19 protein-coding genes are annotated in these 21,575 nt (G+C 46.1%); 15 read left to right on the top strand and 4 right to left on the bottom strand.

Annotated elements, in window-relative coordinates; translation table 11 throughout:
- Positions 1-24: 24 nt before the first annotated feature.
- Together G493_RS0115885 and G493_RS29640 are read left to right on the top strand one after the other, a co-directional pair.
- Entirely contained in the window at positions 25-1,077 is a 1,053-nt protein-coding gene (locus G493_RS0115885; RefSeq protein WP_153306548.1) for a hypothetical protein, read from the top strand.
- A complete protein-coding gene (locus G493_RS29640; RefSeq protein ID WP_051309367.1) occupies positions 1,074-1,811 on the top strand; it encodes a DUF3047 domain-containing protein in 738 nt (245 codons plus the stop codon). Before G493_RS0115885 ends, G493_RS29640 begins: the two co-directional genes overlap by 4 nt.
- On the opposite strand, the gene G493_RS0115875 is transcribed toward G493_RS29640, so the two are convergent.
- The 3 genes from G493_RS0115875 to G493_RS29630 are packed head-to-tail and all read right to left on the bottom strand — an operon-like array spanning position 1,767 to position 4,844.
- The gene (locus tag G493_RS0115875) at positions 1,767-3,179 is read right to left on the bottom strand and encodes a CDP-archaeol synthase (protein WP_028581187.1); all 1,413 of its coding nucleotides are present in this window, start codon (positions 3,177-3,179) and stop codon (positions 1,767-1,769) included. The two genes, G493_RS29640 and G493_RS0115875, sit on opposite strands and share 45 nt — an antisense overlap.
- Positions 3,180-3,220: 41 nt before the next feature.
- The gene (locus G493_RS32350) at positions 3,221-3,802 is read right to left on the bottom strand and encodes a CDP-alcohol phosphatidyltransferase family protein (protein ID WP_028581186.1); all 582 of its coding nucleotides are present in this window, start codon (positions 3,800-3,802) and stop codon (positions 3,221-3,223) included.
- A complete protein-coding gene (locus tag G493_RS29630) occupies positions 3,786-4,844 on the bottom strand; it encodes a mechanosensitive ion channel domain-containing protein (RefSeq protein ID WP_051309365.1) in 1,059 nt (352 codons plus the stop codon). Before G493_RS29630 ends, G493_RS32350 begins: the two co-directional genes overlap by 17 nt.
- A 648-nt stretch (positions 4,845-5,492) precedes the next feature.
- Between G493_RS29630 and G493_RS0115860 the strand changes: the two genes are divergently transcribed.
- From G493_RS0115860 to G493_RS0115845, 4 genes are all read left to right on the top strand, one after another.
- Complete coding sequence (locus G493_RS0115860; RefSeq protein ID WP_028581185.1) at positions 5,493-7,241, top strand: YeiH family protein; 1,749 nt, start codon at positions 5,493-5,495, stop codon at positions 7,239-7,241.
- A gap of 243 nt (positions 7,242-7,484) precedes the next feature.
- Positions 7,485-7,679: a hypothetical protein gene (locus tag G493_RS0115855; protein WP_153306547.1), complete on the top strand. Its 195-nt coding sequence runs from the start codon at positions 7,485-7,487 to the stop codon at positions 7,677-7,679.
- The gene (locus G493_RS0115850; protein ID WP_028581183.1) at positions 7,676-8,290 is read left to right on the top strand and encodes an NF038143 family protein; all 615 of its coding nucleotides are present in this window, start codon (positions 7,676-7,678) and stop codon (positions 8,288-8,290) included. Before G493_RS0115855 ends, G493_RS0115850 begins: the two co-directional genes overlap by 4 nt.
- A 308-nt stretch (positions 8,291-8,598) precedes the next feature.
- The gene (locus tag G493_RS0115845) at positions 8,599-9,555 is read left to right on the top strand and encodes an aldo/keto reductase (RefSeq protein WP_028581182.1); all 957 of its coding nucleotides are present in this window, start codon (positions 8,599-8,601) and stop codon (positions 9,553-9,555) included.
- 85 nt (positions 9,556-9,640) lie between these two features.
- On the opposite strand, the gene G493_RS0115840 is transcribed toward G493_RS0115845, so the two are convergent.
- Complete coding sequence (locus G493_RS0115840) at positions 9,641-10,135, bottom strand: hypothetical protein (protein ID WP_028581181.1); 495 nt, start codon at positions 10,133-10,135, stop codon at positions 9,641-9,643.
- Positions 10,136-10,238: 103 nt separating this feature from the next.
- Between G493_RS0115840 and G493_RS0115835 the strand changes: the two genes are divergently transcribed.
- The 9 genes from G493_RS0115835 to G493_RS32345 all read left to right on the top strand — a co-directional run bounded on the left by G493_RS0115835 (position 10,239) and on the right by G493_RS32345 (position 21,565).
- Positions 10,239-11,648: an ATP-binding cassette domain-containing protein gene (locus G493_RS0115835; RefSeq protein ID WP_051309363.1), complete on the top strand. Its 1,410-nt coding sequence runs from the start codon at positions 10,239-10,241 to the stop codon at positions 11,646-11,648.
- A gap of 242 nt (positions 11,649-11,890) precedes the next feature.
- Entirely contained in the window at positions 11,891-13,108 is a 1,218-nt protein-coding gene (locus G493_RS0115830; protein WP_028581179.1) for a response regulator, read from the top strand.
- Positions 13,109-13,365: 257 nt separating this feature from the next.
- Positions 13,366-13,806 carry a response regulator gene (locus G493_RS0115825; protein ID WP_028581178.1) on the top strand — a complete coding sequence of 147 codons (441 nt, stop codon included), beginning with the start codon at positions 13,366-13,368 and terminating at the stop codon, positions 13,804-13,806.
- Between the two features lie 134 nt (positions 13,807-13,940).
- Positions 13,941-14,480, top strand: a complete 540-nt coding sequence (locus G493_RS0115820) for a CBS domain-containing protein (RefSeq protein ID WP_028581177.1) — start codon at positions 13,941-13,943, stop codon at positions 14,478-14,480.
- A gap of 14 nt (positions 14,481-14,494) precedes the next feature.
- Positions 14,495-15,985, top strand: a complete 1,491-nt coding sequence (locus G493_RS0115815; protein ID WP_028581176.1) for an SLC13 family permease — start codon at positions 14,495-14,497, stop codon at positions 15,983-15,985.
- A gap of 189 nt (positions 15,986-16,174) precedes the next feature.
- Positions 16,175-17,599 carry a sodium:proton antiporter NhaD gene (gene nhaD, locus G493_RS0115810; protein ID WP_028581175.1) on the top strand — a complete coding sequence of 475 codons (1,425 nt, stop codon included), beginning with the start codon at positions 16,175-16,177 and terminating at the stop codon, positions 17,597-17,599.
- A gap of 438 nt (positions 17,600-18,037) precedes the next feature.
- Positions 18,038-19,420, top strand: a complete 1,383-nt coding sequence (locus G493_RS0115800; protein WP_028581174.1) for a sigma-54 interaction domain-containing protein — start codon at positions 18,038-18,040, stop codon at positions 19,418-19,420.
- A gap of 16 nt (positions 19,421-19,436) precedes the next feature.
- Entirely contained in the window at positions 19,437-19,790 is a 354-nt protein-coding gene (locus G493_RS29625; RefSeq protein WP_051309359.1) for a NifB/NifX family molybdenum-iron cluster-binding protein, read from the top strand.
- On the top strand, positions 19,787-21,565 hold the full coding sequence (locus tag G493_RS32345) for a sensor histidine kinase (protein WP_028581173.1): 1,779 nt from the start codon (positions 19,787-19,789) through the stop codon (positions 21,563-21,565). The genes G493_RS29625 and G493_RS32345 overlap by 4 nt, the downstream gene beginning before the upstream one ends.
- The last annotated feature ends 10 nt before the right edge of the window (positions 21,566-21,575 follow it).

The raw sequence follows: 21,575 nt of genomic DNA, 5'->3' as shown, positions 1-21,575 counted from the left end.
CAGCTCAGTGACAGCGTTGCGCCGATGGCTCAATACAGACAATATGGAGCCTTTGACGCAGCCCTGTCACTGAACAGTCACCTTTTTCTTGGGAGAAGAACTGTGGGAAAGCTTACAGATCTCATGCAGGTTTTTATCCTGTTGTTGACCGTGTCCATGTTCGGTTGTGCGCCATTTTCCGGAAGAGGTGTACTGAATGAGACCGTGCAATTGGAATCGGACGAAATGTCTTTTCAGGGCAAGGTGGTACCTGTTTTTACAACCCTGCAGAGTGAACATGCATATAACCGAATAGGTGTTGTGGAAGCTTTGGAAGATGATGGAGACATCGTTGTCCAGGTCAATTCAGCACAGCCGGCCATCTATGTGGCTTCTTCAAGCTTTCAGACCGACAAAGGTGTCTATACCAATACCGTCTATAGAGTTCATTTTGAAAAAACACCTTTCAGTCTGATTCCGTTTTATCTCACAGCCGGAAAACATCCTGGCCTGCTTATTGTTATGACAAGGGACAGACAGGGACATGTGGTCCTGGTAACAACTGTCCATACCTGCGGATGCTACGCTGTAAGTATTCCCACAGGCTGGCTTCCAGCGGACAGTTATCCTCCGGACTGGCCTGAAAAGGAAATTCAGGTGTATGGAGAGACCTTGCCGGCTCGTTTGCCTGCCTTGATACCTGGACAGATTATTGAGATAATCATTCGACCAGGAGTGCATAGAATCATGGGAATACATGTTATTGAGCAGCAGCAGCTTAACGGACGCAGTCTTGTGACCGCATCGGTGTACGGCCATAAGAGCCTTCGCCATTTACAAACCGAACAGGGAAACGAGACAAGTTTCTACTATCAGGATTGGCCATTGACAGGGCATGTAAAAGGGGCGGTTAAATGGTGGGAAATGCTTTTATTATCCCTCCCCAGCCTGGATCTTTTTGTGGGAATGGATAAAGATTTCGGGAGTACAGAAGAAACCGGTAATCCTTTTTATACCAGCCTGCAGCCGTGGTACAGATCATCTTCTGATATGAATGATTTTGCCATGTTTCTGAGCTTTCATGGGTGGAATTTATGATACGTGATCTGTGCGGATTTGTGTTCTCTTGTTCACTGTATACGCTTCTTCTGCTGTTTTTTTTCACTTTGCCGGCATCTTCAGAGCAAGGGGATTTCATTTTTGAAGATTTTCAGACCCTGGACAGATGGCAACCATTTCTTTTTCCAAAGATTGAGCAGCATTCTTTGTACAATATTGTCCGGGAAGGGGAGGGAACCTGCCTGGAAATGACCACCACTGGCGGCGCTTCCGCCATGCTTCTCAAGCAACAGTTTGATGTGTACGAGTATCCGCTCTTGCAATGGCGCTGGAAGGTGGAACGCATTTTCAGTAAAGGTGATTACAGCACAAAGAAAGGGGATGATTACCCCGCACGGCTCTATGTAATGTTTGCCTATGATCCGGATTCAGCCAGTTGGACAAAACAGCTGCAATATGGAACAGCAAAATTATTCTATGGAGAATATCCACCGGATAGTTCCCTCAATTATATATGGGCCAATCGCCCTGATTCACCTGAAATTATAACCAATGCCTATGTAGACAGGGCCAAAATGATTCCCGTGGACAAGGGTACAGAAAACCTGAACCAGTGGCGGGAATATCAGGTCAATATGGTTGCAGACTACAGAAAAGCGTTTGGCAGTGATCCGCCTCGGACAGCCAGCCTGGCCGTTATGATTGACGGTGATAACACGAAAGAAGCATCACGTTCCTGTGTTGATTATATCCGCATATTTCAGAGTAATTAGAGTGATCTCGCCTGGACAATTGAATCGTACTGGAATTGATGAAGGAGCAACTCCCCTGCTGGTGTAGCCCTGCATGGTTTTATAGTTCCAGCATCCGGAGGCCGTGTATCTTGGGGCTCTGCTGTTGGTGATGATCGGGGTGCCGTCATTCAGACATATTTGGCCTCCATGGGTGTGCCCGCAGAGGTACAGGTTTGTATTGATGTCTGCCGCGCTTTTAAATGCTTCCGGAGAATGGGCAAGAAAAATAGAGAACGCGTTTTCCGGCACATGCTCAGCTGCTTTTTGGGCATCAGCAAGTTGGTAATAATGGGGGTCGTCAACCCCCATAATCCAGATATGGGTATCATTGATGGTGATCGGAACAGAATCGTTTACCAACATGATTATTCCTGCATCTTCCAGTTCGGGAAGCATTTCGATACAGTCATGGTTTCCCAGTACGCCAAACGTACCATGAACGGTGTTTACATTCTGCATAAGCTTTTCTGCATACTGAATGCACAGACTGCTGTCACCATAGGTCTTCATCCGTATATCGCCTCCGACGAGGCAAAGGTCCGCTTCGATATTTCCCACTATTTCAATGATTTTTTCGGTGATTTCCTCCTGGCCATCCATGTGGAGATCGGTCAGTAACAGTATTCTGAATCCGTCGAATTCTTTTGGAAGGGTGGAAAAGTACCAGGTTTTTTCTTCAACATTGATTTGCAGGGCGTTACGCATACCTATTTTGTACAGCCCGGTGACCTTGAACAGCAGGGTAAGTAGAATCTGGTCTGAGAGAAAAGTTGTCAGGTTGAACCAGACATGCCATTTGGCGAGCGGGGTGTGGCAGGCTTTCCATTCGCGATACCTGACACTGGATTTGACAACGCGAGGATATTTGGGAGGAGGCGGTCGCATTGTTATATGCTGCCAGAGCTGTGAGCTACAATAGGCAATGGAAATAAAAAGCAGCATAATTACAGGAATGTACAGCGTGGGAAAACTTTTTTGATAATAAAGAAATATGACCGGTAGCAGCGCTTCAAGAAATTGATCAAGGACAACAGCTTCGGCACCGCTTTGTAACGGAAACCGCCTCTTGGTAAAACTGGTGAGCAGGTCACCAAGCATGGCAAGCGCAGCGGTGAGTGCGGCATGCCAAGGAGAAAGCCCGAGAAGCGGGTAGGCAAGAGAGCCGAATAGGATACTGGCCAGCACACCACGGACGGTTTTGTTCCTGCCGAAAATCCGTTGTCCATCGAACCACAACCATCCTCCATCAACAGGCCAGGACCACCGGTTTTTGCAGAGTACCGCCATCAGTGGCGGCAGGCCGTTAACCCAGAGGAGGAACAGAACAATGAAAAGGATATCGGTCATTCTCGTTTTTGGGATCCTTCATTTTGAATCGTTTGAAAAAATTACCGGGCATTACCCTCACGTGCTCGCTCTTCCAAGGCGAGGTAAAAGACACGAGCATAGTCTACTGCAGCGATAAGGCTGCAGGCGGAGGCAAATAAAAGTGCCGGCAACGTTGCTTCTTGGTAAAGGGCGACAAGGAGATAGAGTGTAAATTGTCCACCTGTGGCTATTTTGCCCGTAACCCTGGGGTCCATCTTCTTGAACGCACTCCAGAGCCGTAGCGCCGTAATGTACAGGGCCGTGACAAGAACGACAATATCACGGGCAATAACAAGTGGAAACCAGACTGGTGAAAATTTGCCCCTCACGATAAATACGATAAGAACAGTCAGGACGAAACATTTATCAGCTATGGCATCTACCAAGCCACCCTGCCAACTGACGACCTGCCACCTCCGTGCAAGCCATCCATCCACCAGATCGCTCAATCCCGCACCGATGATCAGCCAAGGCCATATACCCTCGTTGCAGAAAGGAAATAAACAGGCTGCAAACAGCCTGAAGCTTGAACATAGAGTGGGGAGTATTTTTTTTAAATAATACTTCACTGTATTTATTAAGGTGTTATTTGTTGGACTCATTGAGTTCCTTATCATTATCCGAATCAGATTGATTTTCGGACTCCTCAAGTGCTTCCAGACGTTTGCGAGCTGATTCAAGACGTCTTTTTATTATCGTCTTTTCTTCTTGATTTTCTTGTTCTTTCAGAGCTGTTTCCAGCTTTTGAATTTGGTTTGTAAGTTGTTGCTTGTTCTTTTCTTTTTTGGCTGCCTCCTCGGCCTTGTCAAAAACCACGTGTTCCCCTCCATTGGTTTCTGTAAGAGAGGATGCAACAATTGATTTTGGAATCGTTGTCTGATTTTCATTCAAACGGCGTTGATTCATATACGTAGGTGACATAATTTCAACGCCATGGCCATGAAGTGTATCCAGGACTGTGCGACACAGATTGGAATGAGCTGTTATAAGCCGCTCGGAATCCTCAAGGAGACCAGACACACGGTATGTGACTGCAAAGTTTCCCAACTCAAGGACGTGAACCCAAGGTTCTTTCAGTCCGCTCGATTCGGCAGCATTCAGAAGAAGGGCGTCAACCTGTGAATGATGTATATCATAGCCAAGTGAGAGCTTGGCAGAGACAATAGCACCGGAGTTTCGAGTCGTTGATATGGGATATTTAATAAGGTATGCATTGGGGAGTGATATAAGCTCCCTGCTTTCCGTCTGTATTTCGGTATCAAACAGGCCGCGTTCAGTGACTCGTCCGAAATGCTGCTCTACTCGGATGAAATCTCCGATACTGAATGGCTTGGTGGCTCTTAATAAAATTCCACCCATAAGATTTGCAAGGAGATTGGTTGAAGAAAATGCGATTGTTCCCGATACAACAAGGCTGATGAGCCCGAAGAGTCGATTTCGGGAACTTTCCTGGATAGGCAAAACAAGTATAAGAGCTAAAACCGCGATAAGGCTCAGTGCTAGAATGAGCAGCTGTCGTGGGAATTTACGTTCATTTTTCAAATCTTTGTGACGTCTGATCAAAAACCAATGGAGGCCCCAAAGACAAAAACCCAGCGCGAAAGTCAGAAGCAGCAGTGGCAGATATGGCGATATCAGGTTCATCGTTTCATTTTTCTTCTATGCGTGGAGTGTCTGTGATCAGTAACAATGCACCTTGTATAACATTATCACCTAGATCCTGAGCTTATATAAAGGGTAAATTGTTTTTGCTGATCAATATCAACATAACTTAAATGGGATATACTGTCCATCCCAAGAGTTTCTCGTTTTTTAAGGTGCGAAGGCTTAGTTTGAGTTGGAAAGTTTTGGTATTGTATTTTACCCTGGGGTAGCAGTTGTCATCAATAATCCGGGTAAAAAGTAAACGAAGGGTAAAAATCTCGTGTTTTTTATTGAGGGGGGATTCTTTTTGCTGTTATATGAAATCTATATATACCTGATCTTATATACTATAATAACGTGAACAACTACCAAAACTGCCACACCATCTTGTCAGATAAAAGAGCCTTGAAAATGTGATGTATTTGTTCACATTCGAGGGGCATAATGCAGGCATAGAGCCGATACCGGAGGCCTGATATGCCTTTAATACTAGAATTCTGTGTGTAACCGGAAGTTCACTTTTTAAGGATGTGACAGGGAAAGTAGAGACAAAGGGACAGGTTTCAAGGACGTGCCGCAAACGTGTTAACGGTGTGTCGTATGTACAAGGAATCTGTAAAATAGTTTTTACAACTTGGAGGTGTTGGGATGGAAGAAAACAATGGAAATGTTGTTGTAGATCAGGCCAAAAGTCGGTGGTCGGATTTATGGACAAAGGAAGACTACCTGGCAATATGGCTTGGTTTCCTTGTGGTTGCGTTATGCCTTTTTGCCTATCTGGTCTTGGGACCAAAGGCAGAGTTTGCTCAAAAGATTGAAGAGGCTAAACAGATACAGGCAACGGAAGAGGCAAAGGCACCCTTCAAGACCATAGCTTGGTATAACGCTGAGGATGCATCCACGTTTAAGGCTTCGAAAAGTTCAGGTTTTGGCAAATTTCTCTCCCATTGGACCAAAAAACCAGGCAGCTGGAAATCCAGCCCAATGGATTCTTTTATCCAGACTGAAGAGCAGGCTAAGGCAAAGAACGAGAAAGCCATGCCTGCCTATGAAGAAGCCAAAGCAAAAGCCGCCGCTGCTCTGGAGGCTGCAACTGTGGCAGAGAGTGCAGCAGCAGCAGCAGCTTTTAAAAATCAGACCCTGAATGATACAGCCAAAGATACGATTGCAGCCTGGCGCAGTGCCAAGAACAAAGCTAGCAAGGCAAAGGCCAAAACTACCAATAAACCGTATAATTACATTATAACCTTGGTTGGTCTTTGTATCTTCCTGATCATCTTTTTTGGTTTCGGCATGAGAATGATGGGAGCCAGTGTGGGCGGGTTTGCCGTTGGCTTTATAGTCGTCTTTTTGTTTTCAGTGCTTGCCTATATGCTTGGTGGACAGGCAACAGCCAAACAGTATGGTGTGGGTGCAGAGGCCTGGGCAATTGTTCTGGGTATGATTCTGGCCAATACCGTCGGCACCCCGAGATGGGTGTTGCCTGCCTGCCAGGTAGAATTTTTTATCAAAACCGGACTTGTGCTACTCGGGGCTGAAGTACTTTTCAGTAAAATTATGGCCATTGGTATTCCTGGTATCTTTGTGGCCTGGGTGGTTACCCCGGTCGTCCTCGTTTCGACATACATCTTTGGTCAGAAGGTGATCAAGATGCCGTCCAAGACACTGAACATAACCATCTCCGCTGATATGTCCGTGTGTGGGACCTCGGCAGCCATCGCTACTGCAGCCGCCTGTCGCGCCAAGAAAGAAGAACTGACCCTCTCCATAGGCCTTTCTCTTGTCTTCACCTCCATCATGATGATCGTAATGCCAGCTATTATCAAAGGGGTCGGCATGCCCGAGATTCTCGGCGGCGCCTGGATGGGCGGTACCATCGACTCCACCGGTGCGGTTGCTGCTGCCGGAGCCTTCCTGGGTGACAAAGCCCTGCACGTTGCTGCCACCATAAAAATGATTCAGAACGTCATGATCGGTGTCACCGCTTTTTGTGTGGCTCTCTACTGGTGCACAGTTGTAGAGTGTGTGGGCGAGAATAGACGTACCGTTGGTGCCATCGAAATCTGGAACCGTTTTCCGAAATTCGTTCTCGGCTTCCTGGCTGTATCCATACTCTTTTCATATATTGATTCACAACTTGGCCACAAAATGAGCCACGCGCTGCTTGATCAGGGGGCAATTCGTGGCGGCACCCGGCTGTTGCGCGGATGGTTTTTTACCCTTTCTTTTGCGGCAATCGGACTCTCTACCAATTTTCGTGAGTTATCCAAGTATTTCAAAGGCGGCAAGCCACTCATCCTGTATGCTTGCGGCCAGAGCCTTAACCTGGTGCTGACTCTGACCATGGCCTATATCATGTTCTACCTGGTCTTCCCGGAGATAACTGCAAATATCTGACCGGGTTACGCTGTAAAGAACTTTTTGAATACTTGTTTTAGCGTCTCATCTCTTTGTTATGCGAAAAAAATTACCCTCGAATTCATATGCCTTGGGTACTTTTTTTCGCATCCTTGATCTTGAACGAAAAATTTTATTCTTCAAGGGGGATTGCGCTCACTGGTTATATTCAGCAGACATTTTTTCTACTCAAATATTATGGAATCCATTAATCAAGCTTCATTGCCCAACAGAATTATACGCATGATAGTGATACTGAGCGGGGTGTTACTGTTTGTATACGGATTGCTGCCTGTGGTTACCAGCCAGGTACCTATTCTTGCTCAAATGCACAGCTATCTCGACCAAAACGGCATTGATCCATCCCGTTACTATTACACCGATGTTGAGCAGGTGGCAGAGGGTGAGCACTATCTTGAGATTGCCCTGGACAGATGAGCAAACGTACAGGGAAAGAGGTGGTTGCACCCACCATTGCTGAAAAACGTGACCTGCTGTTTACCCATGAGCAGATGCTGGCGAATCAGCTGGCCCGTCAGGTTATCGATAAGCCTAAACCTCCTTTGTGGATGATTCTGGTTCCGGTCTTTTTCGTCTTTTTTGCCATGAAGATGAAGGAGTATAAGACAGGGGTAAAAAATTTTGCCAGAAACTGGATGATCACCCGTGATCTGGCGCTGGATGCTGCTTATGATGCTGTGGATGGAGGGGGGGCACCTCAGATTGATGCATTACTTTCAGAGGCGAAGGAACTCAAACAGGAAGTTCTCCCCCTTTATCGGCAATGGGTGGAAGGATTGGTCGAACACTTTTCCCAACTTCTCGACGCAGAGGGAGAAACCATTGAGGATCTTATTCGAAATCACTACCGCACCAGGTCCAATTTCCAACTGACCCTGCGTCAACTCTCCCGCCTCGAGCAAGAGTACCTTCAGGCTTTGTTGCCGACCCTGCCCGGGGATCAGAATGATCTGCAGGCCACTATTTATCGAATTAAAGAGATAAACACAGTTCTTCAGCAGCAGAGCGTTGATGCAGTGTTCAAGTAAGGGGCGCGGAAATTAATAATTATCAAAAAAATTTCAAGTGGTTGTAGTAACCCGTATCAATAAAAGAGGCGTTGCCAAACGTAAAAGCTTCGTCTATGACGGTTATGACAAAAAACTTTGCCTGAGCTGAATATGTCTTGTGTTTGATTTAGGTTAAACCCCTTTTCCAGCCATTGACATGTAAGAAATATATCCCTATTTCTCCTAGGTAATAAGGTTTTGACAAACCCTGCCAATTCAGCTTTTCCCTTCAGGGTCAGTGGAAGTTTTTCTGGCCATGCTCATAGTCCCTAACATAAGGAGATATCATGCAATACTTCAAACTTTCCGGCGGGCAGGAAATGCCTGTATTCGGGCTTGGTACCTGGAAGTCTGAAAAAGGCGAAGTGTATCGGGCCGTATGTGAATCTGTACAACAGGGGTACAATCATGTCGATTGCGCACCTATCTATGGAAATGAGCCAGAGGTTGGTGAAGCCCTGTCTGAAGTATTGCGTAGTGGCCAGATAGCACGTAAAGACCTCTGGGTTACCTCCAAGCTCTGGAACGATGCCCATGCCCCTGAAAATGTTCTGCCGGCTTTGCAAAAGACGTTGTCTGATCTGCACCTCGAATATCTTGACCTTTTCCTTATCCATTGGCCGGTAGTTTTTGCACCTGGAGTAGGCTATCCGCAGAGTGGAGATGAGTTTCTCCCGCTGGAGGCTCTGCCGATCAGTGAAACCTGGAAGGCCATGGAAGAGTGTGTGAAGAAAGGCCTGGTCAGAGCGATCGGAGTTTCCAACTTCAGCATCAAGAAGCTTGATCAGTTACTGAGAACAGCCGTAATTGCTCCGGCGGTGAATCAGATTGAACTCCATCCTTTTCTGCAGCAAAAGGATATGCTTGCCTATTGTGCAGACAAAAATGTGCGGCTGACAGCCTACGCTCCTTTGGGCTCCGGAGACAGGCCGGACAGAATGAAAGGGGCGGATGAACCGTCTCTGCTCAAGCATCCGGTAATTGCAGATGTTGCAGCAAAACATGGAGCCACACCTGGGCAGATCCTCATTAAATGGGCCGTCACCAGGGGAACCGTGGTTATCCCCAAATCGGTCAATCCCAAGCGCATCAAAGAAAATATCGAATCCCTTTCCATAGATCTTGACCAGGAAGATATGGAGCAGATAGCTTCGCTTGATCGCCATTTTCGTTATGTAACCGGTTCGTTCTGGCAGCCACCGGGATCACCTTATACCATGGAAAATCTTTGGGATGAAAAGTAACTCGATATGGAAGTAATGTTATGAATCGGCATGTTGACAAGGGCTTTTAAGGAGCCCAAAAGGCCCTTGTTTCAGCCTGCACTTGTTACTGGACACTACCCTCCAAAAAAGTGACCTCATCAATGAGCCAGTCACCATCACGTTTTTTCATACCAAGCTGTAGTGCCTGCTCATTCACCAGTTGTGCTTCTCCCTGCAAATCCTCCACTCGCAGTGTTCCTGTGGCTACGGCTTGTTTGTCCTGTACACTGATGGCAAGATTGTCCACACGCACCAACATGACAGGCGTTGACTGACGAATTATAAAAATCTGATCTGAAACATCCTTTTTGTGATATCTTCTGGGCAGGTCGTATGGGCTGGCATCGATATCACAGTAGGTGTCAAAATAGGCGCTGATTTTTGACGCTGCAGCTAGCATGGCAATGCCGTTTTCCTCTCCTTCTTTGCTGGCGATTTCCGCCATAGTTTTGATGTTTTTGGCAATTATGCTGCTGTCACTGTTCCAGTAAAAAAACAGGCCTGTACCGATACCTGTGCAAAGGAGCAGAATAATAATTTTTCTGGCATGTTGTTTCATGGATTGGGCTCGTGGTTTGAGTCTGTATTGTTTATGGCCTTATCAGCTTAGTATATATTGGCATAGGACGTATTGGAAAATCCAGTTAGCAGAGATAAAAATAATGGAAAAAGCAAATATAACAGTAGAAAAATGTAAAATACACGGGTGTGAAGTGACATCTTTTCATGCGCAGGGAGGTCAGGGGTGGTGCATCGTTGGTGCCAATGGATCTGGGATAGATGCCTTTGCAGACCTGGTTGGTGATCAGAAAAGTGATGGGACCTGGGCGATAAAAAAAAGAAAAGGAACCGTGGGGTATATCTCTTTTTTCAGCCAGCAGAGACTCTATGAAGAAGAACTGCGCAATGATGATACTGATTTCATGAATAAACTGGACCCCGGCCGCCTGGCAAAGGATTTTATTCAAGATTGGGAGCAGCATACTGAGCTGATAGTTGCCTGCAACATGGCTGAAGCCATGGATACTGGTTACAAACAATTGAGTTCAGGACAATCTCGTAAATTATGCCTGCTGAGTGAACTTTCTAAAGGGGTTGACTGCCTTGTCATGCAAAATCCTTACGAAGGCATTGATAGGCAGACGAGGGCTGAGTTTGATAAATTGTTTTCTTTACTGCTTAGCCAGGGAAAACTCATCATTATTACTGTAAACACCCTAGAAGATGTGCCTGCATGGGCAACGCACTGTGGTCTTATCCAAAATGCAACCTTGCGCCTGCAGGGAAAAATAGCGCAGGTTCTGCCAGATATTGCAAAACAGCTACAGGCCGAAAGACTGTTCACAGCCACCACAAAGGATATTTTCAACAACAGGGAAACAGATCCGGTTCATACACAGGCCGTTCCCCTGGTGGAACTGCGTCACGGATTTGCTTCCTATGGCGGCAAAACCATTTTTCAAGATATTAACCTGACGATCCACAGGTTGGAGCATACCCTGATCACTGGTCCCAATGGCTGCGGTAAATCAACACTGATACAGCTGATAACCGGTGACCACCCCATGTGTTATCAAAATAATCTGCATATATTTGGCAGAAAGCGGGGTACTGGGGAATCCATTTGGGATATTAAAAAAGACATGGGCATCGTCAGCTCAGAATTACACAGGAATCACCGCATTCCAGGCAGTGCCCTGCAGGTTATAATTTCCGGCCTGTTCGATAGCATTGGTATGTATAGGCATCCAACCAGGGAGCAACTTTCCATGGCACATTTCTGGCTGAATAAAGTTGGTATGACCGACCATGTGAGAACTCCTTTCCGTCAGCTCAGCTATGGTGAACAGCGTCTGCTTCTCATAGGCCGGGCCCTGATAAAAAGCCCCCGATTGCTGGTTCTCGATGAGCCCACTTTGGGGCTGGATCACGCCAATCGAATGGCTATTCTTAATTTTCTCGAGCAGGCTGCTGCTGAAAAGTTGTGCACAGTGATTTATGTCAGTCATCGGGAAGATGAATATCGCTCCTTTTTTCAGCAGCACTTACAACTTGCTGCTATTTCAGCATAATTCTGCTTTGAAAGTTGTTTCACTTTTTGAAACATGTTGAAACATATGGAAACTAAAGGTTTCTTTGTGTTTCATCTGTTGGGCGGTGTGAATAATATAATGAATATCAATTCATTTTAATTTTTTAATTAAATGTTTGAAATTATGAACTTTATTTTTGCAATAAGTGTATTGGCATAAGACATGCAAATGGGAGGGCAAAAGAAACACCCTGACGGATAATATAATAACAGGAGGTGGCTATGTCCTCGATTGCATTGTTTTACAATCTTTTTTCCCTGGAAAAAGATGTGCGTGAGCAACTCGCAGCAGTAACAGGGTACCGAATCGTTCAGGATAGAGATGTGATCCGGAAAACAGCGGAAATATATCAACTGGAGCAGGAAAAGGTAGAGAGAGCCCTGTATGGGCCGACTTCGGTATTCAATAGCTTTACCCAGGAACGGGAGAACAATCTCTCCAGGTTAAAACTCACCCTAGCGGAAATGCTCGCCGAGAATGGAACTATCTTTTCAGGCGCAATTTCCCTGCTTATCCCTCAAAGCGTGACTCATATTCTTCGAGTGGGCCTGTTTGATGACCATAAGGGTCGCATCCAGCGAGCCATGCAAGAAGGACTCATTGAAAAAAAAGCTGTAAAAGCAATAAAAAAGAGTGATGCCAGTGTCTGTGACCTGGTAGCTTTTCTTCATCTAAACCCGGTCAATGACCGTTCACAGTACGATATCTTTATTCCCATGGGATCCACCAGTACCGCTGAGGCAGTACAGCTGATAGTGGAAAATTATCGCAAGCCGGCAGTCCTTGAAAGTGCTGAGTCAATGCAAGCTGTAACAGATATGCAACTTGCTGCCCGCGTAGAGCTCAACTTACTGGAAAAAGGCTATACCAATGATGTTCGGTGCATTAATTCTCGCGTGACGATCACAATCAATAAAAGTGTGCACAGCTTTGAACATGCAGCAAAGCAGCTGAGCCAGGCGGCAAAAAATGTAAGCGGTGTGGCGAATGTGGATGTGGTTGCAGGGAAAGACTATCACTCTTCCATATATCGCGACCACGATTTTAAACTGCCCCCCAAGGTTTTACTGGTGGATGATGAGCAGGAATTTGTCCAGACTCTTTCAGAGCGTCTTAACACGAGAAATTATGGCAGTTACCCTGTTTTTGATGGGGAACAGGCTGTTGATTTACTTGATTCCGAGACACCGGATGTGATGGTACTGGATTTAAAAATGCCAGGCATGCATGGGGTTGAGGTGCTGCAGAAAACCAAGGAAATTAAACCAGAGGTTGAAGTTATTATTCTAACCGGACATGGGTCCGAGGATGATCGAAAGACCTGTATGGAACTCGGTGCCTTTGCCTATCTGCAGAAGCCTGTAGATATTGTTGAGTTAACAGCAGTCATTGATGAAGCGTATAAAAAGGTAGCGGCCATGAAAGTCGCAAATCTTTGAAGAGAGTAATCCGGTTTGCTCATGTTCTGATGTACTCTGTATCCAGGGAGTGCGATGAATTATAGTATGAAAGTATACCATACCGTATACATCATACCCCTGTGACTGGTTATGGTAATGTCGGACGGAGTTTACTCCATCAGCTTTGCGCCGGACTTTAACAGTAGCCTCATGCTGTTTGTATTCCGGTGTCTCGCTGCTGCAGTAAAAACAGACGTGGGAAACACGGGCTAACCCTTACATGGAGAAGACATACAATGGAGTGTCAATTAGCAACGAAGGTCATGCTGGTGGATGATGAAACTGATTTTATCGAACTCATGTCCCAGAGGCTTGAAACAAGAGGGTTGAAGGTTACTGCAGTGACCAGCGGCGAAGAGGCCCTGGCATCGATTGATGATAAAAACATCGATGTTGCGGTTGTTGATCTGGCCATGCCCGGTATAGATGGCTTACAAACCCTTATCCAGATGAAAAAGATCCGTCCAGATATAGAGGTCATTATGCTGACCGGCCATGCCACTGTGCACAGTGGCATTGAGGCCATGAAGCATGGGGCAAGTGATTATCTGGAGAAACCTGTTGATCTCAATGTGCTCATGGAAAAAATTCGCAAAGCAAAGCAAGACAGAATGACAGCTTTGGAAGAGAAATCCGCTGAAGAGGTAAAGCACATTCTTAAAAGTAAAAGCTGGTAAAAAACATACCCTTTTACTGACAATTCCCTGTCTCTAACATATTGAAAATACGTAAACGGGTCTGTTTCCAGAACCCGGACAGGTGAACTGTTTGCTCATGAAAGGGTGCATAACAAGGTTAGGAGGAGAAACGTATGGATCAGGAACCCGCAACAATAAGGGAGCTTGTAATCGCCCTGGAGAAGTATCCCCATATCAATGAAAACGCAACATTGGATGAGGCAATTGCATCTTGTAAAGAGATCCAGGCTGACGGTAGCGAAAAAGTGCGCCAGAAGGTGTTACTGGTGGTCAATGATGCTGACCAGCTGGTCGGCAAATTATCCATTGTGGATATTATGAAGGGCCTTGCCCCTCATCTTCTCAGTGAAACCAAGGTGGAAAAATTTGACGGGAAAACGGCTGATTTCACAGATCTGGCTTTCCTGCTAGAAGAATCCACTTTTTTAGAGTGCGGTAAAAATAGAAACAGAATCGTCAAACCATTGCTGCACCCAATTGATCTTGTCCTGACTCCTGATACACATCTACTTAATGCGCTGGTGCTGATGTCCAAGCACAAGGAGTCTATCGTTCCGGTAAAGGAAAACGGCACTGTTCTCGGTGTCCTACGATGTGAAGAAATATTCCTGGCAATGTGCAACACATACTGCAAATTGCCAGGTGTTGAATAAGGAAGGTGAGAGAAATGACAGCATCAGAAACCATCAGCCTCCCGGAGGCGAAAAAGAAGTTTGATTGGAAGCGACTCTTCTTTTTGTTACTTGGAATAGGAGCTTTTTTCTTTGTCTATTATTGTCCCCCCTGGCCCGATGCAGTGGATCCCATGGGAGAACATTTTGTCCTGAGTAAAGAGGCCAAGGGAGCCCTTGCAGTCTTCTGCCTTGCAGCAGTCTGGTGGGTATTTGAGGTGGTTCCAATCGGCATAACCAGTCTGACCATAGGAGCCCTGCAGGCACTTTTTCTGATCAGGTCTCCCAAGGTGGCATTCAAGGATTTCATGGATCCCTCTGTTCTGTTTATTTTTGGATCCATTGTCATAGGTATGGTGTTTACAAAAACCGGCCTGACTAAACGCATTGCCTATAAAATGCTTTCCATTGTCGGTGAAAAAACCAGCATGATTCTTTTGGGCTGTTTTGTCATGACCGCGGCCCTGACACATGTCATGGCGCATACTGCCGTGGCTGCCACCATGTTTCCCCTGCTCATGGCGATCCACGCCCTGTATAGTGATGAAGATCAGCCCACCAAATTTGGCAAGGCATTGTTTATAGGTATGGCCTATGTAGCAGGTGCAGGCTCCATTATCACCTTGCTTGGTGCTGCCCGTGGTGCAGTTGCACTCGGCTTTTACAAAGACATTATGCATGTGGATATAAGCTTTTTTCAACTCACTGCCTATATGTTCCCCATTGGTTGGCTGATGACCTTTTTACTGTGGGGATTCATGATGGTGTTTCTCAAGCCTGAACAAGCCAGTATTCCGGGGTTAAAAGAAAAATCAAAACGGATGTACAAAGAGCTTGGTGCCTGGAGTAGACAGGAAATTCTAACGGCAACTATTGTTGTGCTAACCATTCTGGTTATTGCACTGAAAAACTTTATCCCTGCACTAGGTGGCCTGGACAAGACAGGGGTTCTTTTGCTGTCCACCATCGCCTTCTTTGTCTTCAATATTCTCAGCCTGGATGACTTGGAGGAAATCCCCTGGAATATTATCCTGCTTTTTGCCGGTGCCATGTCCATTGGTTTTTGTCTCTGGGAAACCGGGGCAGCAAAATGGCTGGCTGTGAATTGGCTGGTTCTGTTTCAGAATTCACCCCCCATCGTGTTTATCCTGGGTATGGCTTTCTTTGTAATGATAATGACCAACTTCATCATGAATGTGGCAGCCATAGCCATTTCCTTACCTGTAGCCCTTGTCATCGCGCCTTATCTTGGGGTTGCCGGTGAAGTAATTCTCTTTTCATCACTCATCGTAGCCGGTATGCCGTTCCTTTTACTGGTCGGCGCTGCACCTAATGCCATCGCCTACAGTTCCAAACAGTTCACTCCAGGTGAGTTCTTTTTGTGGGGTGTACCTGCAAGCATAATGCTCATTGCTATTACCTGGCTGGCTGTCACGGTCATCTGGCCTTTAATGGGCATGGAAGTGTATGTACCCAAAATAATGTGATTGCTCGTGGACAAGAGGACAGGTGCTAACCTGTCCTCTTGTTGAATGCACTGGAGTGTGGAACCTGTTTTTTGAGATTACCTGGAACAAGTAGCATGTCCGGTGCCTCATATCTACTGCAATGGCCTGAATTTAAGATATAACCTGATGATAAAAGGAGGTTTTCCTGTGACTGCTGTTTTTAGGGCAATGCCCTTGTTGTTAGTTAACGTGCTGATTTTCGGATGTTCAAATCTCTGGGCCGCATCAACGGAAGCCCATATTAATCTTACTTCCGGGTGGGTTGGTTACACCTGTTTGTTTATTTTTATAGCAGCCTATGGCTTTGTTATCGCAGAAGAATATACCCATATGCGAAAATCAAAGCCCGTATTGCTCGCCGCAGGCCTGATATGGGGGATAATTGCCTGGGTATACGCAAGCAACGGGTTTTCCCATGCGGCGGAAACGGCGGTCAGGCATAACATTTTAGAGTATGCAGAGTTGTTTCTCTTTTTGCTTGTAGCGATGACCTATATCAATGCCATGGAAGAGCGACAGGTATTTTCTGCCCTCAGAGACAGGCTCGTGTGCGCAGGATTTTCATTTCGAAAATTGTTCTGGGTGACTGGCGGACTTGCCTTTTGTATTTCTCCAATAGCAGATAATCTGACAACCGCTCTGCTCATGTGTGCGGTCGTGATGGCCATAGGTCGTGATAATGCCCGGTTCGTCAGCCTCTCTTGTATCAATATCGTTGTTGCGGCTAACGCCGGTGGAGCTTTCAGTCCATTCGGAGATATCACAACCCTGATGGTCTGGCAAAAGGGTGTTGTTGATTTCTGGACGTTTTTTCACCTGTTTATTCCTTCTTTGGTAAACTGGATTGTGCCGGCTGCAATCATGCATTTTGCCATCCCGAATCTCAAGCCTGCAGCCTGTGAGACTGCGCAGGCTATGAAACGGGGTGCAGTGGCGATAATGATCCTCTTTCTTCTGACCATTGCGACAGCTGTAAGTTTCCATAATTTTTTACATTTGCCGCCAATGATGGGAATGATGACAGGGCTTGCCTATCTTAAATTTTATGGTTTTTACCTGAAAAAAACCCACAAGAATTCTCCCAGTGCTCCGGATTATGATCCGGAAAAAGCAGATGAGCGTATCGGCGATACAGTCGCATTTGACGTATTTAAAAAAGTTGCCCGGGCTGAATGGGACACCCTGATGTTCTTTTATGGTGTTATTCTTTGTGTCGGTGGTTTGGGCTTCATCGGCTACCTGGCCATAGTTTCCCAGGTAATGTATGTGGATTGGGGTCCAACGGCTGCCAATGTCATGGTGGGAATACTTTCGGCCCTGGTGGACAATATACCGGTTATGTTTGCTGTCTTGACCATGAATCCGGATATGTCCATGGGACACTGGCTGCTGGTTACCCTGACAGCGGGGGTTGGCGGGAGCCTGTTATCTATTGGTTCCGCGGCTGGTGTGGCGCTTATGGGACAGGCCAGGGGCATGTATACTTTTTTTGGTCATCTTCGCTGGTTGCCTGCCATTGCGTTGGGGTATGCTGCAAGTATTGGAGTGCATCTGCTGGTTAACCGTCATTTTTTTGATGGCGTTGCCCTGTAAGGGATTGTCTCGACCATATCCAGCTGCAGCTTCATGATACCGGGCATAAGCGGTTCTCTATGTCCGGTATCATTACTGAGGGTCACGGAAAAAATAAACTATCCAATCCGTACTTTCGATATGAATGAAGATGGACAACATACTGATTTTTCAAGGTGCTCAGGGGAAAGAGTGCTTGCCGGAAACCTGCGGAACGGATATGGAGAAATAAGGGTAACTGCTCACAGTGCACCTGATCTTTCCGCGATCAGCCTGGCTTACGTATGATCCAATACGCTGCTCCAGCCTGATTGCAAAAATTTCAGGCACCCTGTAACCAGTTATAAATACAGGGAAGTTTCAATTTTATCCTTTTCCTTTATGAGTCGTTACAAATAAGGAAGTGTTTCTATTCACTTTAAAAAAGCATCCCCAGTAGACCATCAGGAGATTCTTCCCATGAAACAAGCTTCCCTGCTTCATAATCATGCTATCGTAGCGGAACTGCTTAGCGCGATTCCGCACGGTATTGCTCTGCTTGACATAAATCTGCGTATTGTTGGAATGAATCGATTTCTTGAGGCCATGACAGGCTATTCAACCCATGAGGTCCGTGGGGTATTAGCTGATTTCGTTCTCCGGACCAATCTTGCAGCCAATGACCAGGTTTGCCGCTCTGTTCTGGAGACCGGTGAATCGGTTTCCATGGATGGCAACCTGATCAACAACAACAGGTCTAAAATTCCAATCCATTGCACGATATCCCGTCTTCATGATGAAAGTGGATCTGTCATGGGGCTTGTATTTGTTGTAGAGGATATGTCTGCCCTGCATGAGGCGAGAGCTGCCTATGATGGTGATGATTACAGGGGGGAGATCCTTGGACATAGTCCGCAGATGGATGAGGTTTTCCAGATGATGTCCGTGCTGGCCAGAACAGATGCTTCGGTATTGATTACCGGAGAAACAGGAACCGGTAAGGATAAGATTGCAGAACAGTTACACAAGTCGTCTCCCCGGGCTCGGCAGGCATTTATCAAGGTGAATTGCGGAGCCTTGCCAGAGGCTTTGTTGGAATCAGAACTTTTTGGACATGTGAAAGGGGCATTTACCGGCGCAGTAAAAGATAATCTTGGCATGTTTCGACTGGCCGATCGGGGGACGATCTTTTTGACGGAAATTGGCGATCTGTCGTTGCCTCTGCAGGTAAAACTGCTCTCCGTGCTGGATGATCATGAGTTTTATCCGGTGGGGAGCGGTAAGAAAGTACGGGTAGATGTGCGCGTCATAGCTGCTACTCACAGATCGTTGCGCGAAGAAGTACGGGTTGGAAGGTTTCGTGAAGACCTTTTTTACCGACTCAACGTGCTGCATCTGCATATCCCGCCACTCAGAGAAAGGGAAGGTGATGTCGGGCTGTTATTTGATTATTTCCTGAGATTGTTTGCTTCCGGGTTGGGCAAACAAATTAATGGGTTTACGAAAAAAACTCTGGATGTTCTGGGGACATATCCTTTTCCCGGAAATGTGCGGGAACTGCGCAATATTACAGAGTATGCAGTGAATGTCTGTCGCAAAGAAAAGGTCAGCGTGAAGGACCTACCTCCCTATGTACTTCATCCTGTTGAAACGATGCGTTCTGCATCTGAGGGCGTTAAGCAATCTGCACAACCCGTTGATGTCACCGAAACTCAGGCTCATAAAGGGTGGGCGGAAATGGAACGAAATCGTATTCTCGAGGTTATGCAGGAAACCAGCGGAAATCGGAGCAAAGCTGCAAGTGCTCTTGGCTGGGGAAGAACGACCCTGTGGAGAAAAATGAAAAAATACAATCTGATCTGACAGGATACAGTCTGCTATGAAGATTCTGATAACCATACGTGGAGATTATGTGTCTCCAAGGTTTGACCTGTGTGCAGAAGCAATCATTGCCACGTGTTATGATCGGCAACTGCTCGATGAACCGCGCTCGATTATCCTTGACCACATGTCTGCCGAGGTAATCTGTGACCTGGCTTTAAAGGAAAATGTATCCATTCTTGTTTGTGGAGGGATCGAAGAGCAGCATTACCAATTCCTGACCTGGAAGGGAATCCTGGTCATTGACGGTATAATAGGGCCCCATGATAAGGTGTTGCAGGAGGCTGTTGATGGAACATTGTCCTCGCATACGGTTTTTGAAGAAGGACAGAGCCGGAGGGAGACGACATGAAACAATCCCGGTGGATTTCCAAATTATTGCCTTCAACAAACGAACAAATAGAAAATAGCGCTGATCTTGAAACGAGCTACAGGTATTTTTCAAAGGGATTGTTCATTATTTTGCTTGGGGTGGCGATGATTCCGTTGATCATTATCTCTGTCCTGTCCCATTATCAGTACCAGAATCTGTTACAGAAAAATGAACTCACCCAGCTTATTCTTAATCTTGAGCAGTCCCAAAATACCATAGAACGTTTTGTATCCAAACTTCAGTCTGTTATTAAATTTGTGGCTCCGGACGATCGCTATCAGGAACTGTTAGATCCTGAAAATCTGGAAACCCTGTTCAGTAGATTGCAGCGCGAATATCCTGATTTTGCAGATATTGAGGTGATTGATGCAAGTGGTCGTCAAAAATCATATATAGGCCCCTATGAATTGAGTAACAACGATTACACCGGGCAGACCTGGTACCAGGAGGTGCTGCAACGTGGCGTATATATCAGCAATGTTTTTTCCGGGTTCCGCCAGGTACCCCATTTTGTTCTTGCTGTAAGCCGTAATCTTCCTGGAGATAAGGGATTATGGGTCTTGCGGGTAACAATTGACGGCAAAACCCTCCAGCGATATGTGGAAACAGGTGCAGCCAGTTTCCTGAGTGACGTGTATCTGATTGATGCAGAAGGAGTTATACAGACCCAGCCGAGAAAGTACGGTCATATTGGTGAGAAAAATATCTTTGCATCGCATGCTGCAGCTACCAGATACAATATCAGCGAGAACCTGGTTGATTATCAGGAACTGCTGGCGAAAAATACAGATGTCTCTGTGGTAAAAGCCCCGGATGGGCAGGAGTTACTGCATGCAGCTATTGATCTCCAGTCAACGCCATGGCGTCTGGTTCTGGTGAAAGACCTTTATCTCCATGGTGATGACTGGCTGTTTTTTCAGTTGCGTTTGTTCGGCATTATCCTGATATGTGTTGTGCTCATGGTGTTTGTTATTTTAAATATCAGCAATGGTATTACCGAGCACATCAGAATATCTGACAAGCGGCGGCAGCATTTTTTTGTTGAGGCTGAAAATGCCAATAAACTGGCTTCAATCGGGCGTCTGGCAGCAGGTGTCGCCCATGAAATAAATAATCCGTTGTCAATTATTAATCAAAAGACCGGTCTGGTTATGGATTATTTTTCCCTGACAGGAGATTTTGAACATAAACAGGATATGCAGCAGGCACTGAAAGGTGTACAGCAAAGTGTTGACCGGTGTAAAGCCATCACCCACAGGCTGCTTGGTTTTGCACGTCACACCGATGTCGTCATTGAAGAACTTGATATGAATCTTCTCCTTCAGGAGGTGGTCGCCTTTCTGGCCAAAGAGGCGACATATAATCAGATTGATATTGTTTTTGAGCTCGATGAGAGTGTAGAACATATCCACAGTGATCGCGGTCAGTTACAGCAGGTATTTCTTAATATTGTGAACAATGCCATTGACGCCATTGGTTCCGGAGGGAAAATTGTTTTGAAAACCGGAATGATCCAGGAGAAGGAGATTTGGATTAAGGTGGAGGACAATGGCCCGGGAATGTCCCGGGAAGTTGTCCGCCGTATTTTTGATCCCTTTTTCACCACAAAGGAAACTGGAAAGGGAACAGGGCTGGGCTTGTCCATTACCTATGGCATTTTAAGAAAACTTGGGGGACGTATTGCTGTGGATTCTGAACCAGGCAAAGGAACCGCATTTGAAATTATTTTGCCCATTCGAAATAAGCTGGAGTGAGGTGTGCAGT

Source organism: Desulfogranum japonicum DSM 18378 (genome assembly GCF_000429945.1).
Classification (GTDB): Bacteria; Desulfobacterota; Desulfobulbia; order Desulfobulbales; family Desulfobulbaceae; genus Desulfogranum; species Desulfogranum japonicum.
The sequence above is the reverse complement of the archived record's forward strand: the minus strand, read 5'-3'. Positions and strand labels throughout refer to the sequence as shown.